Origin of the sequence: Sodalis sp. dw_96 (assembly GCF_018449575.1) — a bacterium.
Classification (GTDB): Bacteria; Pseudomonadota; Gammaproteobacteria; order Enterobacterales; family Enterobacteriaceae; genus Acerihabitans.
Map to the genome: position 1 here is coordinate 46,210 of NZ_JAAVUT010000004.1, position 15,073 is coordinate 61,282.

Genomic DNA, 15,073 nt, shown 5'->3' on the forward strand with positions numbered 1-15,073 from the left:
CATCATTCTCCAAACGTACCACGGAAAGCATTGGACCATAGAATAACGATCGCTATATTATGATCATCGCATCCATTATACCACCCGCAATGGCTTTGCCAGCGCGTGGTTCGCGCCGGTGGTGCAGCAATAGCTTTTGACTGTGTGCCGACCAAAGCAGTTGCCCGACACTTGCATCCGTTCCAGCAGACTGGAGAAAAAAATGTCCCATGAAGCGCACCAGCGCCACCCGTTCCTGAATGACCTGACATCCGATGCGGAAATGACAGGTACAGCACTGCGCAGAGCTGTATCCGGTCGCCAAAACATCAAGAAGCTCATCGAAACCGTCGCCACGCTGTACAAATCGCAAACGCCGATTTTTCTCGAAACCGTCGGGTCCCGCAGCTTTCTGCAATATGAAGCCGAGCTTACCAACGGCATGCCGTTAACCGGCGTGGCCGTCATCGAGCGCAACGCCGATGGCGGCGTCCACCAAGTATCCATCACCATGAGCCCTTTAGACTCGGTACTCTCGCTGTCCGGCCAGCTTGGCGCGCTGCTGGGCAATGACATCGGCGAGGGTCTGTTCCTTTAAGACCGTCCCTATCAAGCAATGGCGCAACATCATGATGAACCCGCGTCCATTTCTATCAATTTCAAGAGGAAAACGTTATGGCTACCACGAAGATCACCTCTAACCCCATTACCATCGAACATGTCAGAATAACCTCCAAACGTCCCTTTCAACAGGTGCGAGCCGCCATTGAGGCCGACCTTCCCATACTCGACGAGAACATCAGGGTCATGCTGAGCAACGGCGATCAGGAGGGTATCAAGCAGTATGTAGACCACGGGCCCACGCTTTTCATGTTTCTCGAGCGCGACCACGGAGCTCTGCTGGCGATAGCCGGGCATAAGCGCAACGCCGTCCAATATGAGATTGGCAATCCCATCACCGCCTCGACAATGACGCGGCACAATTTGGGCGCTGCGCTCTATGCGCCGCTGCGCGTCGCGCTCTTTGAAACCGACAACGGGGAAGCCGTTTTCGAATATGACAAACCTTCCACGCTCTTTGGCCAGCTAGAAAACGAGCAGGTCACCGAAGTCGCACGCTACCTCGACCGGGAGCTTGAAGCCGCACTGCTTAAGGCGGCTGGTTGAAGGATTGATGGGCGGGATCAGTCCAGAACGTGACCTTAACGTGGGATATGCTGCGCATAAACGTAAGCGGCGAAACAGCTATCCCATGAAATAACGTAAAATATCCGGCGGAGAAGCGTAATTAACCTACTAGGTGAAAAGATTTGCCAAAACTAACCTATTAGGTTACTGTTGTCAACAGAGGTATGGAGCATTAAAACATGGAAAAGTTCATCCCTCATACACGGCTGTCTAAGGTGAAAGAGCTTGTATTAAAGGGAGAAGTGCGGGCTACACGAAGCGCACTCGAAAATGCGGGTGAGTTGGGACTGAGCTTTAAGGATATCTGTAATGCGGTTCGATCACTCACTACCGCTGATTTTTATAAAAGTATGACGACTCATCAGAATCATACGATTTGGCAAGAAATCTACCGCCCACGCCTAGCTTGCGGTCACGTTTATCTAAAAATCACGGTTATTAAAGATGTTTTAATTGTCTCACTAAAGGAGCTTTAATGATGAAATGTCCCATTTGCGGCGGTGCGGATCTTGTCCATCAAACCCGTGACATCCCTTTTATTTACAAAGGGCACACATTCGTTATTGGCGACGTAACAGGCGACTTCTGCTCTGCCTGCGGTGAATCCATCTTGGATTCAGCCGAGTCTGAAGCCTTTATGACCAAGACCATGCAGTGCCGGAAGAAGGTTAATAACCAAATTATCTCCCCTGAATTTATTGTTCAAATCCGTAAAAAGCTCGGTTTAAATCAGAAAGAAGCCAGCGAAATATTTGGCGGAGGCGTTAATGCATTCTCCCGTTACGAAAAGGGTCAGGCACAGCCTCATCCTTCAACCATAAAATTGTTGCAGGTTCTGGATCGCCATCCCGAGCTGCTGCCGGAAATCCGTTAATAACCGTTTATTTTTTGATATTACTGATTTTTGAGTTACGTCTGATGGGCTATCAAAAAGATTGGAGCGGTGAAGGGAATGATTAAATGGAGTTAGCATATTGATATGAAATATATTATTTTTCATTCACGTATATTTTAGACACATTTCTATACATGAAAATATCTTTTAACATCCCTACATTTACTTCCTCTTGCCAGTTCCAATTTTAAGATGTGGTGAATTAGAAAGTACATATGCTTACGTTAATCTCCCCTTATTATCTGAATAGTGTTATAACTTATTGATAATAAATTAAAATGTATAAATATAGCCTCCTGAAAAATCTGTTTTAAAAATCACCAATATTTGCAAAATAAATACCGCGCGTTACTATTTTTTTTAAAATAACACACTATAGTTATGATGCCAAAATTTATAATAAAAAAATTTTTTTACGTGAGCTTATCATATAGACATGAAATAAAATCAGGTGTATAAAAAAACAACTATAATAAAATTATAAAGTTTTTTGAAGGAAAAATTATATGTCTGGTGAAACAGCAGCTATACAGCGTGTTGCGAATCAAATAACGGAAGAAATATATGCAGAAGAAATAATAATCGAAAGACTCGAGTATAGAACAACGGAATTCAATTTCCGAGAAGATTGTCAACCTTTGATAGAGTTTTTAAATCCACCCAGCACAATAAAACCTTTTTCTATTGCTTTAGTCAACAATCTTGGTCTCGGCGTTAGTCTAGATGAAATCGATATTAATCCAGTTTTATGGTTCGAGAAAATATCAAATAACTACCCCTTTAGAATATCACAAATTGATATATCTCAGATAGCCGTAACTGACGCAGCCATTGCTAAAATGCAAATAACAAGTTCTAAAAATTTAGTAAAATATTATCTTTCCGAAGTGACAAATAAAAAAATAGAGTTGATAAAATAGTTACATCCATTGAATCTCCAACACTTACAGGTAAAATAAAACTTACTCGCACCGGCATGGCACATTTAGACTTAAACCATGAAAATGATATTTTGAAAGTATTATTAGATGCTTTAAATCAATTAATTTTCGACAAAGATAAACTTGAGCAATAAAATCCATATTTGTTCTATACTTGGCTATAATTTCAGATTATAGCTTAGTTTAACATCACAGCGCGCAGTGTCCCCCGCCTGCCCGCTGTGACTACATCATGCATTTCTCATACACGAACCAATAGCCTGTATAGCCCATATACAGCGAGCTTTAAACGTTTTGTAGGGGTATATGTTGTATGCAGATCCATGCACCCACTGCATGCGCGGTCATGTTACGGCAGGCTGACCAGAGAAAAGGCGTTTTGCGAAGGCGTCGGGGGTGGAGCAACTACCCCGCCCGGAAGAATATCTGATGTGCTGATTAGTGCAAACGGGCACTCGAACCATAACGATTTAATACACGTTTCTCTGGCTGTGTTATTAATGCTACCAGTGCAATTTTGGGTTCCAGTAGTCGGGTAATAATTCTGTTTACACTTTCCACCGATTTAAAAGTACAGGGGCATTGCAGATTTTGGTATTGATAATACGACTCTTTTACTTGCTCAGACAAATAACGACTGGAGCGAATATTCGATGCTGAGCTTCATACCGAGCAGCGCATCATGCTAGTATTTCCTCGTTATTTTTTTACTTTTTTTTATTTCCTTGTTCATTTATCCTCTCCAATAATGTCTCGGCTAATCGCATTCTCCTAAACGGACTATTGTTTAATTCATGGCCGAAATCTTTCATTACATACAGGAAGTCGAGACCAAATTTTATCAGCATCGATTATTTCGTCATATCTGTGAATGTTATCTCACAGATCGCGCGCATTAGTTTATCGACAGACGTCATCATCTTCTGAGAAACATCCCCTTCGCGGTGGTTGCAGCGATTACGAATATCTTTCACAAAATAAGCATGCATAAATATTAATTGCAGAAGAATGGGGAAAGTAGGATATTAAAATCAATGTGACTTCCCCATTTTTTAATTTTACTTTTTTTAACTCAATTGAAAATAATAAGTATCCTAATAGTATTTCTTTATAATATACTAGAATATCATTATGTTATTCATACAAGTTTTCAAATTTATAGACCATCAATGATTAATCCAAAAATCACTCCTTCGGTATTTCCATTTCCAAGGTGAGGTTTAACAATTCCAGCCTTTCAAAGAGAATAAATAACAATATTTCTCTGTAAACCGGGTGTTGAATTTCAAGGATGGCATGGGTCAGCGCGCGACAATGGTCGACAATTTCTTCAGCTGTGAGAGGTGTGTTATCAAACATCATGCTTTCCCCCGTAATTGATTAATCGGAGGGGAAGGTAAAGAACGTATCTTAGGCATAGAATCGCTTCACAGTAGTTTATGATGAAAACTACCACCAGAGCTGCTAATCCCATGGGTGGTAGCCCAGACGAGGTTAGCAGTACCGGCACTACTGGAAACCGGCCAGCCCGAGGGCTGCCTCGCCTGAGCCACCATAGACATAGATAAACACATTTTAAACTGCGTTCATTATGGTGTGCCAAAGCGTCGACCAAGAGCATGCGTTTTGCATGCAATATCGCCAGTAGCGTTCCAGGCTGCTAACCCCGGCTACGGATTGAGCCGTAGCAAGGTGACTATAACCCAATTTTTCAATTACATGCAATCAGATATCAGACTTTCCACTGCTTATGCGATAGCCGTTACAGTAAAATTGAAATGCATGTTTTGGGCGATTAGCCGTATCGAATACAATCGATAATGATCGGAACTGTTGTGGGATTCAAAAAGCTGTAATAAGGAATTTATCCATATAAAAAAAGCTGATCTTTTAGCTTATGGATGCTTGAATAGCAGGAGAATTTGGAGCGGGTGAAGGGAATCGAACCCTCGTATAGAGCTTGGGAAGCTCTCGTTCTACCATTGAACTACACCCGCGGGGGGAAACGCGCAGAGCATTATAACCTTATGTCGGCGGCTGACAAGCGGTCCGGCGACTAACTGCGTGAGTTTTAAACAATTATCTCCAAACGAATAAAAAGGCCGGCGATTTTACGACCGGCCTCAATGAGTGCCAGAGTTGCCCAGACGGCAACCGGGTCTTAGGTGACAAGGATTGCCTTCGCGCTGCTGGCGATAACTGTGGTCTTTAGCACCGGCGATTGCATCGCCTTTCAGCGGCCACTCGCGAAGGATGCGTGCGCTAGCCGTCTTGTTTAAAGCCCCTTACTTCTGCGGACGCAGCGCCGGGAACAGGATCACGTCACGAATGGTATGGCTGTTGGTAAACAGCATGATCATCCGGTCGATGCCGATGCCCAGGCCGGCGGTGGGCGGCAGACCGTGTTCCAGGGCCGTGACGTAGTCTTCGTCATAAAACATGGCTTCGTCGTCGCCGGCATCCTTGGCGCGGACCTGATCGGCAAAGCGCTGTGCCTGATCCTCGGCGTCGTTTAGCTCGGAGAAGCCATTGCCGATTTCCCGGCCGCCGATAAAGAATTCAAACCGGTCGGTGAAGAACGGGTTTTCATCGTTGCGGCGCGCCAGCGGCGAGACTTCCGCCGGATATTGGGTAATAAAGGTCGGCTGAATCAGGTGGCTTTCCGCGGTCTCTTCAAAAATCTCGGTTTGCACCCGGCCCAGGCCCCAGCTTTTTTCCACATGAATCCCCAGGGATTCGGCGATGGCGCCGGCCTTGACCATATCGTCCAGGTCGGCGAGATGAGTTTCCGGCCGGTAATGGCAAATGGCTTCCCGCATGGTCATCTTGACGAACGGCTGGCCGAAATCAAAGGTATGATCGCCGTATTCCACCTTGCTGCTGCCCAGTACCCGCTCGGTCAGGGTGCGGAACAGGTCTTCGGTCAGCACGATCAAATCCCGGTAATCCGCGTAGGCCATATAGAGTTCCATCATGGTGAACTCGGGGTTATGGCGCGGCGAAATGCCTTCGTTGCGGAAATTGCGGTTAATTTCAAATACCCGCTCAAAGCCACCCACCACCAGGCGCTTTAGATAGAGCTCCGGCGCGATACGCAGATACATGTCGATATCCAGCGCATTATGATGGGTAATAAACGGACGGGCGGCGGCGCCTCCGGGGATGCTTTGCATCATCGGGGTTTCCACTTCCATAAAGCCGTGATCCACCATGAAGCGGCGGATTTCCACCATGATTTGCGAGCGCACTTTAAAGGTATGGCGGGATTCACTGTTGGCGATCAGGTCCAGATAGCGCTGACGGTAGCGGGTTTCCTGATCGGCCAGACCGTGAAATTTATCCGGCAGCGGGCGCATGGCTTTGGTCAGCAGGCGGATCTCGGTGCAATGGATGGACAGCTCGCCGGTGCGGGTTTTAAACACCCGACCACGGGCGCCGAGAATATCCCCCAGATCCCATTTTTTGAACTGTTCGTTGTATACGCCTTCCGCCAGTTCGTCGCGGGCGACATACAGCTGAATATTGCCGCCCACATCCTGCAGATTGGCGAAAGAGGCTTTACCCATGATACGGCGGGTCATCATGCGTCCGGCGACGCTGACTTCCACCGCCAGGGCCTCCAGCTCTTCGGCGGATTTAGCGTCATAGGCGGCATGGAGCTTATCGGAGGTGGTATCGCGCCGAAAATCGTTCGGGAACGCATTACCCTGTTCGCGCAGCTGCGCCAGCTTTTCACGACGGGCGGTTAATTCGTTATTTAAATCCAGCGCCTGGGGGGCACCGTCCTGTGATTGTGATTCAGACATCTTGGTTCCTCATAACCCGGCTTTAAGACTTGCTTCGATAAATTTATCCAGATCGCCATCCAGCACCGCCTGTGTATTGCGCGTTTCCACGCCGGTACGCAGGTCCTTGATACGGGAATCGTCCAGGACATAAGAGCGGATCTGGCTGCCCCAGCCTATGTCTGACTTGGTGTCTTCCAGCGCTTGTTTTTCCGCGTTTTTCTTCCGCAGCTCATATTCATACAGCTTGGCTTTGAGCTGCTTCATAGCCTGTTCTTTGTTTTTGTGCTGCGAACGGTCGTTCTGGCACTGGGTCACGATATTGGTGGGGAGATGGGTGATACGCACCGCGGATTCGGTACGGTTAACATGCTGACCGCCGGCCCCGGAAGCGCGGTATACGTCGATGCGCAAATCCGCCGGGTTGATTTCGATATCGATATCGTCGTCCACATCCGGGTAAACAAACGCCGAGCTGAACGAGGTGTGCCGTCTTCCGCCGGAGTCAAACGGGCTTTTACGCACCAGGCGATGCACGCCGGTTTCGGTGCGCAGCCAGCCGAAGGCGTATTCGCCCATGACCTTGATGGTCACCGATTTGATGCCGGCCACTTCGCCGTCGGACTGTTCGATGATTTCGGTCTTGAAGCCGCGAGCTTCCGCCCAGCGCAGGTACATGCGCATCAGCATGCTGGCCCAGTCTTGCGCCTCGGTGCCGCCGGAGCCGGACTGGATATCCAGATAACAATCGGAGCTGTCGTATTCGCCGGAGAACATGCGGCGGAATTCCAGCTGGCCCAGTTTGCCTTCCAACTGGTCCAGCTCGGCCACGGTGTCGTTAAGGGTTTCTTCGTCGTCTTCTTCCACCGCCAGTTCCAGCAGGCCGGCGACATCGTCCAGGCCGCGGGTCAACTGATCGATGGTTTCAACAATCGCTTCCAGCGAGGAGCGTTCTTTGCCCAGCGCCTGCGCGCGTTCGGGCTCGTTCCAGACGCCGGGCTGTTCCAGCTCGGCTATGACCTCTTCGAGACGTTCCTTCCTGAGATCGTAGTCAAAGATACCCCCTGAGAACTTCCGTCCGTTCAGACAGGTCCTGGATGCGGTTTTTTACCGGATTGATTTCAAACATGTGTGTCATTAGCTCGTAAGGAGATGGAGTACGTATTAACCCGCTATTCTAGCGGATCCGCGCCAATGTTTGTAGCGTCTTAGGCTTACAGCGGCCAGAGATGCTGGATTAATAATTGTACGTTGCGATTTCCGCGATACTCGTTCACATCCAGCTTATAGGCCATTTCAACGGTGCGGACGCTGTTGTCGGGCCAGACCCGGTTATCGATGTTAAACGCAATACCGTCCAGCAGCGGGCCGCCGCTCAAAGGTTCCACCATGAGTTTCAGGTGCTTTTCCCCCACCAGCCGCTGTTGCAGCACGCGAAATTTACCGTCGAACAGGGGTTCCGGAAAGGCTTGTCCCCAGGGGCCGCCGTCGCGCAACAGCTCAGCGGTGGGCAGGTTCATCTCTGTGCCGGCCAATTCGCCGTCAGACCAGACCACGCCGTCCAGCTGCGCCGGATCCAGCCACTCGTTCACCAGATCCGCGAAACGCTGCCGGAAGGGTTCGTATTGGACCTGCTCCAGTGAGAGTCCTGCGGCCATGGCGTGTCCGCCGAATTTAAGGATCATGCCGGGATAGAGCGTATCCAGTCTTTCCAGCAGATCGCGCAAATGCAAACCGGCCACCGATCGGCCGGATCCTTTCAACATGCCCTCCCCCGCCGGCGCGAAGGCGATAACCGGGCGATGAAAACGTTCCTTGATTCGCGAGGCCAGTATCCCCACCACGCCTTGATGCCATTCGGCGTGATAAATCGCCAACCCGTAAGGCAGGGTCGTTTGGCTGCGCTCCATCTCACCGCACAGCGCCAGGGCTTCCGTCTCCATGCCTTGTTCTATCTCACGGCGGGTTTGATTTAATGAATCCAGCTCAACCGCCAGCATGCGGGCCTGGGACAAATCCTCGGTTAACAGCAGTTCGACCCCCACCGACATATCATCCAGCCGACCGGCGGCATTCAGCCGCGGTCCCAGGGCAAAACCGAGATCGGCGGCGCAGAGCCTGGCCGTATCGCGATTGGCGATTTCCGCCAGGGCGCGAATACCCGGCCGGCAGCGACCGGCGCGGATCCGGCTGATGCCCTGGTGCACCAGGATGCGGTTATTGCGGTCAAGGGGCACCACATCGGCCACCGTACCTAGCGCGACTAAATCCAGCAGTTCCGCCAGCTTGGGCGCCGACAGGTTTTTCTGCTCGAACCAGCCGCTTTCGTGCAGCCGGGCGCGCAGCGCCAGCATGAGGTAAAAAGACACGCCCACCCCCGCCAGGGATTTGGAGGGGAAGGCACAGCCATTCAAATTGGGGTTTACGATGGCGTCGGCGTCGGGCAAGGTCTCGCCGGGCAGGTGATGGTCGGTAATCAGCACCGGGATGCCGTGCCGGTGCGCCAGCTCGACGCCCGAATGAGACGAGATGCCGTTATCCACCGTCACGATGATTTGCGCGCCACGCGCCATGGCCTGTTCAACCACTTCGGGACTCAGGCCGTAGCCGTCTTCAAAACGATTGGGCACCAGGAAATCAATATGTTCCCCGCCCATCTGCCGCAGCGCCAGCACCATGACAGCAGTACTGGTGGCCCCGTCGGCGTCAAAATCGCCCACCACCATTAAGCGGCGGTTCTCCGCCAGCGCGCGCACCAGCATATCCACGGCGAGTTCAATGCCGTCCAACTGCTGATAGGCCAGCAAACCCCGTACGCCGCGTTCGAGATCGTCGCTGGTTTTGATGCCGCGCAACGCATAAAGGCGTCTGAGCAGCGGGGGAAGATCCACCTCAAGCAACCCGTCGGCGGTGGCTGCCGGACGGCGCCGTAATACCGTTTTCATGTCCGCCACGTTTAGCCGCCCGTCGCGCCGTTTGGCGATTGCTGATCGAGCATCGCCGCCATCTCTTTCGGGCTTTGATAACCCGGCACCATGACCCCGCTTTCCAGCAGGATGGCCGGTGTGCCCTGGATACCATACTGTACGCCGAGCTGGTAGTGCCTGCTGAGATCGATTTTACAGGTGGCCGGGGGCACCGCGTCGCCATGCATGGCTTTAGTAAAGGCGGTTTTGGGGTCGGCGCTGCACCAGACCGAAACCATGTCCTTCTCCGCCTGGGAATTCAGCCCCTGGCGCGGAAAGGCCAGGTAACGGATGGTAATGCCCAGCGCATTGTAGTCCTTTATCTGCTCATGGAGCTTGTGGCAGTAGCCGCAGGTGATATCGGTAAAAACGGTAATGACGTGTTTTTGTTCAGGCGCCTGGTAAACGATCATCTCGTCCTGCAAGGCGTTCAGGCGCTTATTTAATAATTGATTGGTCACATTTACCGGCTGGCTGCTGCCGACATCGTACATCGGGCCTTGTATGACATGCCGGCCGTCATCGGATACATACAGGACGCCGCTTTCGGTAAGCACGGTTTTCAGGCCCGCCACGGGTGAGGGCTGAATTTCGGCATGATGCACGCCCAAGCGATCAAGTGCGTGCGTTATCGCGGCGTCGTCTGCATAAGCCGGGCGAGTGATCGCCAGCGCCACGAAAGAAAGCAATAGCAGCCTGTTTTTCATTATTATGTCCTTGTCTGTTTATCCTAATGGTATTGGTAAAGTCCGTTCGCAGGTGGCTCTTGGTACATATTTCTGGTATCGGCATTGGGATAGGTATCACGGCCGTGATTATGCAGGCCGGATAAACCCTTTACCGGCTCATCCCCGGGGATGATGCTGCTGGTGTATCAATTTCAAGCGCTCGGTGGCCACATGGGTGTAAATCTGGGTGGTGGAGAGATCGCTATGTCCCAGCAACAGCTGTACCACGCGTAAATCCGCGCCATGATTCAGCAGGTGAGTGGCGAACGCATGACGCAAAACATGGGGCGAAAGCCGCGCACTGTCGATACCCGCCAGAATCGCATAATGTTTGATGCGATGCCAGAACGTCTGCCGGGTCATTTTCTGGCTGCGATTACTGGGAAACAGAATATCCGAGCTGTGTTCATTCATCAGCCAGGGACGGCCATGTTCCAGAAAATACTCCACCCAGTGTACCGCCTCTTCTCCCAGCGGCACCAAACGTTCCTTATCCCCTTTGCCCACCACCCGCACTACGCCCTGGCGCAGGCTGATATCACTCATGGACAGTCCCACCAGTTCGGAAACCCGCAGGCCGGTGGCATATAGCACTTCCAGCATCGCTTTGTCCCGTATTTCTATCGGTTGTTCAAGCAGCGGCGCGTTAAGCAGCGATGTCACCTGCGCTTCGCTGAGATCCTTGGGCAAACGCTGCGGCAGTTTCGGCGCCGCCAACAGGGCGCTGGGGTCGTCGTCGCGTACCTTTTCACGATACAGATACTGGAAAAAGCGCCGCATGGCGCTGAGCAGCCGCGCTGAACTGGCCGCTTTATAACCTTTTGTCAGACGGTCGGCCAGGTAGGACTGCAGATCCGACGCCGCGGCGGTAAGAAGGGAGCTGCGCTGCAAAACCAACCAATCGGCGAGCTGCTGCAAATCAAGGCGGTAGGCCGCGAGGGTGTTTTCAGCCAGATTGCGCTCCAGCCACAGGGCATCAAGGAACTGTTCTATCCATGGGTTATTCTGCTGTTGCATCTATGCCCCCCAATGGTTTACGACAGGCTACATTATGCCTGAACCGAAAGTAAATCTGGTACACTTGTTATTATCAGGTTGTCATGAAGAGTACGGGTAAAGATGAAAGTCGGTTTGTTTTATGGCTCCAGTACCTGCTATACCGAAATGGCCGCGGAAAAAATCCGCGATATTCTCGGTGCGGACCTGGTGGACCTGCATAATATCAAAGATGTGCCGCCACAGCGTATGGAAGATTATCCGGTATTGATCCTCGGTATTCCCACCTGGGATTTCGGCGAAATCCAGGAGGATTGGGATGCGGTCTGGTCGCAGCTGTCCGGACTGGATTTGTCCGGTAAAATTATCGCCTTGTACGGTATGGGGGATCAGTTGGGCTACGGCGAATGGTTTTTGGATGCGCTGGGCTATTTGCATGATGTCCTGACGCCCACCGGCGCCCGGTTTATCGGCTTTTGGCCGATTAAAGGTTACGAATTTACCAGCCCGAAAGCCTTGAGTCCCGACGGTCAGCATTTTGTCGGCTTGGCCTTGGACGAGGTGAACCAGTACGATCTGAGCGACAGCCGTTTGCAGCAATGGTGTGAGCAGATACTGAACGAAACGGCCGCACTGCTGTAAAGCGTTAACGATCGTGCCGCTGCTGCGCCGAGGCGGCATGCAGCAAAGCCTGCCGCAAGCTGCGCCACTCGCGCTGATCCATGCTGTCCGCCGCCAGCCAGAGTCTGCGGGTGCGTCTTCCCCCCACCTGGCGTAAAGAGATCAGGATGCCGCTTTTCAGCATCCAGGGCGTTCCCCGGATTAACCAGTCTCTCTTGTGCCAGCGCAGGTGCAGGCCGCTTTGCAGCACCAGTTCCCCCCGACAGGCCATGATATTTCTCTGACTGCGAATGCACTCGAATACCACAAGCGTAATCAGCGTGACCCAAACCAGACCGTAATTTTCAGGCCAAGGGGATAAAAGAATCAATAGGGTTAATATCCCGTGAATCACCAGGGAGAAGATTTGTGTGCGCCAAGACACACGAACGTCACAACGCCAGAGGGCCACGGGCTTTATTTCGTGTTTGAATCAGGTTAATCATTTTTTTCAATCCGCTATCCTGGGGTTCGCCATGATTCATCAGCCAGTTGAAAAGATCCGGATCGTCGCATTCCAGCAGGCGGACGAATAAGACTTTCTCCTCGTCGCTCAGGGTGTCGAAGTCATATTCAAAAAACGGCATTATCGAGATATCCAATTCACGCATACCCCGACGGCAGGCCCAGTGGATGCGGGCTTTATTATCGATATCCATATGGACTTTATACCTCCTATGCGTTCATTCCGGGTGCTAGTTTAACCTGTTTTGCTATTGCGTATTACATAAAACGATACATTCCGACACGTTCTGCTAAATTTTCCAGACGCGTATCGCACGGATGGGCAAAGAACCGGTGAAATAACCGCTTGCAAAGCCCCCCGGCTATTTTAACATTGAGGTCTATTTTGCCTCACTGCCCAGGAGTGTCACATGTCGCTTAAAGTTCCCTTCCCACCCCGGCTGCCGACGCCGTCCAGCCATTTGCCCCTGACGCTGATTTCACTGGAAGACTGGGCGTTGGTGACGCTTACCGGCCCGGACACCGAGAAATACCTGCAGGGACAAGTGACGACCGATGTCGCCGCCATGGCGGCCGATCAGCATATCCTGGGGGCGCATTGTGACGCGAAGGGCAAAATGTGGAGTGATTTGCGCATTTTTCACCGCAATGACGGCATGGCCTATATCGAACGCCGCAGCGTGCGGGACGCGCAGTTGGCGGAATTGAAAAAATATGCGGTGTTTTCCAAAGTCGTCATAACCGCCGACGACGGCGTCGTTTTGTTGGGGGTTGCCGGTTTCCAGGCGCGGGCGGCTCTGAGCGGCGTATTCGACACCCTGCCCGACCCGCAACACGCGGTGGTGCACGACGGTGAAACCACTATTTTGCGTTTCAACCTGCCGGCGGAGCGTTTTTTACTGGTGACCACCGAGGCGGTTTTGCAGCGTTTGCTGGACAAGCTGGCGGGTCAGGCACAGCTCACCGACAGCCGGCAATGGCTGGCATTGAATATCGAAGCGGGACTGGCGGTGATAGACAGCGCCAACAGCAATCAGTTTATTCCCCAGGCGGTCAACCTCCAGGCGCTGGGCGGCGTCAGTTTCGACAAGGGGTGCTACGCCGGACAGGAAATGGTGGCCCGCGCCAAATACCGTGGCGCCAATAAGCGCGCCCTTTACTGGCTTGCCGGTAAAGCCGGCCACGTCCCCGCCGTCGGCGACGATCTGGAGCTGCAGCTTGGGGAAAACTGGCGTCGCACCGGCACGGTATTGGCCGCCTGCCAATTGGAAGACGGCACGGTCTGGGTACAGGCGGTATTAAATAATGATTTGACGCCGGACAACCATTTACGGGTGAAAGAGGATCCCATTGGGGCGCTGGCCATTCAGCCACTGCCTTATGTCATCACGGACTAGCCATCATTGGCTAGCCCCGCCGAATAATCGGAAATAAGCCGGGGCGGCGTTTTTATTCAGGATTTTTTGCCGAGTCCGCTCCCTCCTGTGCGGATAATCGATCCAGTATCCCCTGGGCGGTATTCACATCCGTCACCAAAGCGTTGATCATGCCCGAACGCACGGCGCCGATAATCCCGGCGGCTTTTTCCGGAGTGGCGGCCACGCCGATCGTCAGCGGCGTGCGGCGCAGCTGTTCCGGCGATGCGGCGATCATCCGCTCCTCCCCTTCCCAATGCAGGATTTCCCCCGACTCGGTCACATAGTGGCGCAACACATCCCCGGCGGCCTGGCTGAGCGCCTGTTCATCAAGGGTAGCGGCGGTGGACTCGCTGGGTTTGGGCGCATGGGTCAGCCCGACGCCGACAATGGCGACGTCCAGCCGGTCCCATAGCGAAATAATGCCCTGCACGCTGCGATCGCCGAGAAAAGCATCGCGCAGCTCCGCGGAAGAGATATAAGGAGCATGAAGAAAATAAGGTGTTCCCTCCATGTGCTGCGCGGCCAGGCGAACGAACTCATTGATTTGGAAATGAGGCGCCGCCTGCTGCATACCGCCGTTCAGCGCGACGGTCAATATGCCCGGTATGCGCGGTAACCCCGCCACGGTAACCTCCCTGATCGCCCGTCCCCAGCCAATTCCCACCACCGAGCCGCTGCCCAGTTTAGCCTGCTGCAGGAGAGAGGACAGCGGCGTTGCCAACGAACTCAAAATATTGCTCGGAGGTGTCTCCACCACCGTCGCCGCCTTTAATCCAAGTCGCTGGATCAACTCGTCGGTCATATTCTCCGGCGACGTCAATTCAATCACTTCAATCCTGATGATGCCCGCCGCGCGTGCTTTGTTAAGCAAACGGGAAATGGTCGCGGTTGATAAACCCAGCTTCCGGGCGATGTCCACTTGGGACATGTCTGACTCGTAGTGCAGCTTCGCCACCATATGCATCATGGCACGCGTTGCCGTCACATCTTGCAAAATTGGTTCTTTCAGCTTGAAATTCCTTTCTGCAATGTATTACACTGTTTTTGACATA

18 protein-coding genes and 1 tRNA gene are annotated in these 15,073 nt (G+C 52.1%); 7 read left to right on the forward strand and 12 right to left on the reverse strand.

All coding sequences use genetic code 11. The features are described 5' to 3' along the window. Positions 1 to 202 precede the first annotated feature (202 nt). The 5 genes from HB631_RS07865 (at position 203) to HB631_RS07885 (ending at position 2,982) form a co-directional block, all read left to right on the forward strand. Complete coding sequence (locus HB631_RS07865) at positions 203 to 577, forward strand: hypothetical protein (protein ID WP_213990605.1); 375 nt, start codon at positions 203 to 205, stop codon at positions 575 to 577. A 77-nt stretch (positions 578 to 654) separates the two neighbouring features. Continuing rightward, on the forward strand, positions 655 to 1,146 hold the full coding sequence (locus HB631_RS07870) for a DUF302 domain-containing protein (RefSeq protein WP_213990606.1): 492 nt from the start codon (positions 655 to 657) through the stop codon (positions 1,144 to 1,146). Positions 1,147 to 1,346: 200 nt separating this feature from the next. Next, a complete protein-coding gene (locus HB631_RS07875; RefSeq protein ID WP_213990607.1) occupies positions 1,347 to 1,643 on the forward strand; it encodes a type II toxin-antitoxin system MqsR family toxin in 297 nt (98 codons plus the stop codon). Then, entirely contained in the window at positions 1,643 to 2,041 is a 399-nt protein-coding gene (locus HB631_RS07880; RefSeq protein WP_275955684.1) for a type II toxin-antitoxin system MqsA family antitoxin, read from the forward strand. Before HB631_RS07875 ends, HB631_RS07880 begins: the two co-directional genes overlap by 1 nt. Before the next feature lie 527 nt (positions 2,042 to 2,568). Beyond that, complete coding sequence (locus HB631_RS07885) at positions 2,569 to 2,982, forward strand: hypothetical protein (protein WP_213990608.1); 414 nt, start codon at positions 2,569 to 2,571, stop codon at positions 2,980 to 2,982. 459 nt (positions 2,983 to 3,441) lie between these two features. On the opposite strand, the gene HB631_RS07890 is transcribed toward HB631_RS07885, so the two are convergent. From HB631_RS07890 to xerD, 9 genes are all read right to left on the reverse strand, one after another. Beyond that, on the reverse strand, positions 3,442 to 3,651 hold the full coding sequence (locus tag HB631_RS07890) for an ogr/Delta-like zinc finger family protein (RefSeq protein WP_345945698.1): 210 nt from the start codon (positions 3,649 to 3,651) through the stop codon (positions 3,442 to 3,444). Positions 3,652 to 4,188: 537 nt separating this feature from the next. Continuing rightward, entirely contained in the window at positions 4,189 to 4,365 is a 177-nt protein-coding gene (locus HB631_RS07895; protein ID WP_213990960.1) for a hypothetical protein, read from the reverse strand. A gap of 65 nt (positions 4,366 to 4,430) precedes the next feature. Next, positions 4,431 to 4,577 carry an ash family protein gene (locus HB631_RS07900; protein WP_213990609.1) on the reverse strand — a complete coding sequence of 49 codons (147 nt, stop codon included), beginning with the start codon at positions 4,575 to 4,577 and terminating at the stop codon, positions 4,431 to 4,433. 349 nt (positions 4,578 to 4,926) lie between these two features. After that, positions 4,927 to 5,000, reverse strand: a tRNA-Gly gene (locus HB631_RS07905). Positions 5,001 to 5,288: 288 nt separating this feature from the next. Next, positions 5,289 to 6,809 (reverse strand): lysine--tRNA ligase, encoded by a 1,521-nt coding sequence (gene lysS, locus HB631_RS07910; RefSeq protein ID WP_213990610.1) that lies wholly within the window; start codon positions 6,807 to 6,809, stop codon positions 5,289 to 5,291. 9 nt (positions 6,810 to 6,818) lie between these two features. Further along, a protein-coding gene (prfB, locus tag HB631_RS07915) for a peptide chain release factor 2 (RefSeq protein ID WP_213990611.1) occupies positions 6,819 to 7,917 on the reverse strand; the annotation gives its coding sequence in 2 pieces (ribosomal slippage) (positions 6,819 to 7,841 and positions 7,843 to 7,917; 1,098 coding nt in all). A gap of 85 nt (positions 7,918 to 8,002) precedes the next feature. After that, positions 8,003 to 9,733 carry a single-stranded-DNA-specific exonuclease RecJ gene (recJ, locus tag HB631_RS07920; RefSeq protein ID WP_213990612.1) on the reverse strand — a complete coding sequence of 577 codons (1,731 nt, stop codon included), beginning with the start codon at positions 9,731 to 9,733 and terminating at the stop codon, positions 8,003 to 8,005. Positions 9,734 to 9,744: 11 nt separating this feature from the next. Next, on the reverse strand, positions 9,745 to 10,461 hold the full coding sequence (gene dsbC / locus HB631_RS07925; RefSeq protein ID WP_213990613.1) for a bifunctional protein-disulfide isomerase/oxidoreductase DsbC: 717 nt from the start codon (positions 10,459 to 10,461) through the stop codon (positions 9,745 to 9,747). A gap of 138 nt (positions 10,462 to 10,599) precedes the next feature. Further along, the gene (gene xerD, locus HB631_RS07930) at positions 10,600 to 11,499 is read right to left on the reverse strand and encodes a site-specific tyrosine recombinase XerD (protein ID WP_213990614.1); all 900 of its coding nucleotides are present in this window, start codon (positions 11,497 to 11,499) and stop codon (positions 10,600 to 10,602) included. A 102-nt stretch (positions 11,500 to 11,601) separates the two neighbouring features. On the opposite strand from xerD, the gene fldB reads away from it, so the two are divergent. After that, positions 11,602 to 12,120 (forward strand): flavodoxin FldB, encoded by a 519-nt coding sequence (gene fldB, locus HB631_RS07935; RefSeq protein ID WP_213990615.1) that lies wholly within the window; start codon positions 11,602 to 11,604, stop codon positions 12,118 to 12,120. 4 nt (positions 12,121 to 12,124) lie between these two features. Here the strand turns inward: fldB and HB631_RS07940 are convergent, their stop codons facing one another. Next, positions 12,125 to 12,550 (reverse strand): protein YgfX, encoded by a 426-nt coding sequence (locus tag HB631_RS07940; RefSeq protein ID WP_213990616.1) that lies wholly within the window; start codon positions 12,548 to 12,550, stop codon positions 12,125 to 12,127. Next, positions 12,531 to 12,797 (reverse strand): FAD assembly factor SdhE, encoded by a 267-nt coding sequence (gene sdhE / locus HB631_RS07945; RefSeq protein ID WP_213990617.1) that lies wholly within the window; start codon positions 12,795 to 12,797, stop codon positions 12,531 to 12,533. The genes HB631_RS07940 and sdhE overlap by 20 nt, the downstream gene beginning before the upstream one ends. Positions 12,798 to 13,013: 216 nt before the next feature. Between sdhE and ygfZ the strand changes: the two genes are divergently transcribed. After that, positions 13,014 to 14,000 carry a tRNA-modifying protein YgfZ gene (ygfZ, locus tag HB631_RS07950; protein WP_213990618.1) on the forward strand — a complete coding sequence of 329 codons (987 nt, stop codon included), beginning with the start codon at positions 13,014 to 13,016 and terminating at the stop codon, positions 13,998 to 14,000. 52 nt (positions 14,001 to 14,052) lie between these two features. Here ygfZ and HB631_RS07955 read toward each other — a convergent pair whose 3' ends face one another. Continuing rightward, the gene (locus HB631_RS07955) at positions 14,053 to 15,006 is read right to left on the reverse strand and encodes a sugar-binding domain-containing protein (RefSeq protein WP_345945699.1); all 954 of its coding nucleotides are present in this window, start codon (positions 15,004 to 15,006) and stop codon (positions 14,053 to 14,055) included. Positions 15,007 to 15,073: the final 67 nt, after the last annotated feature.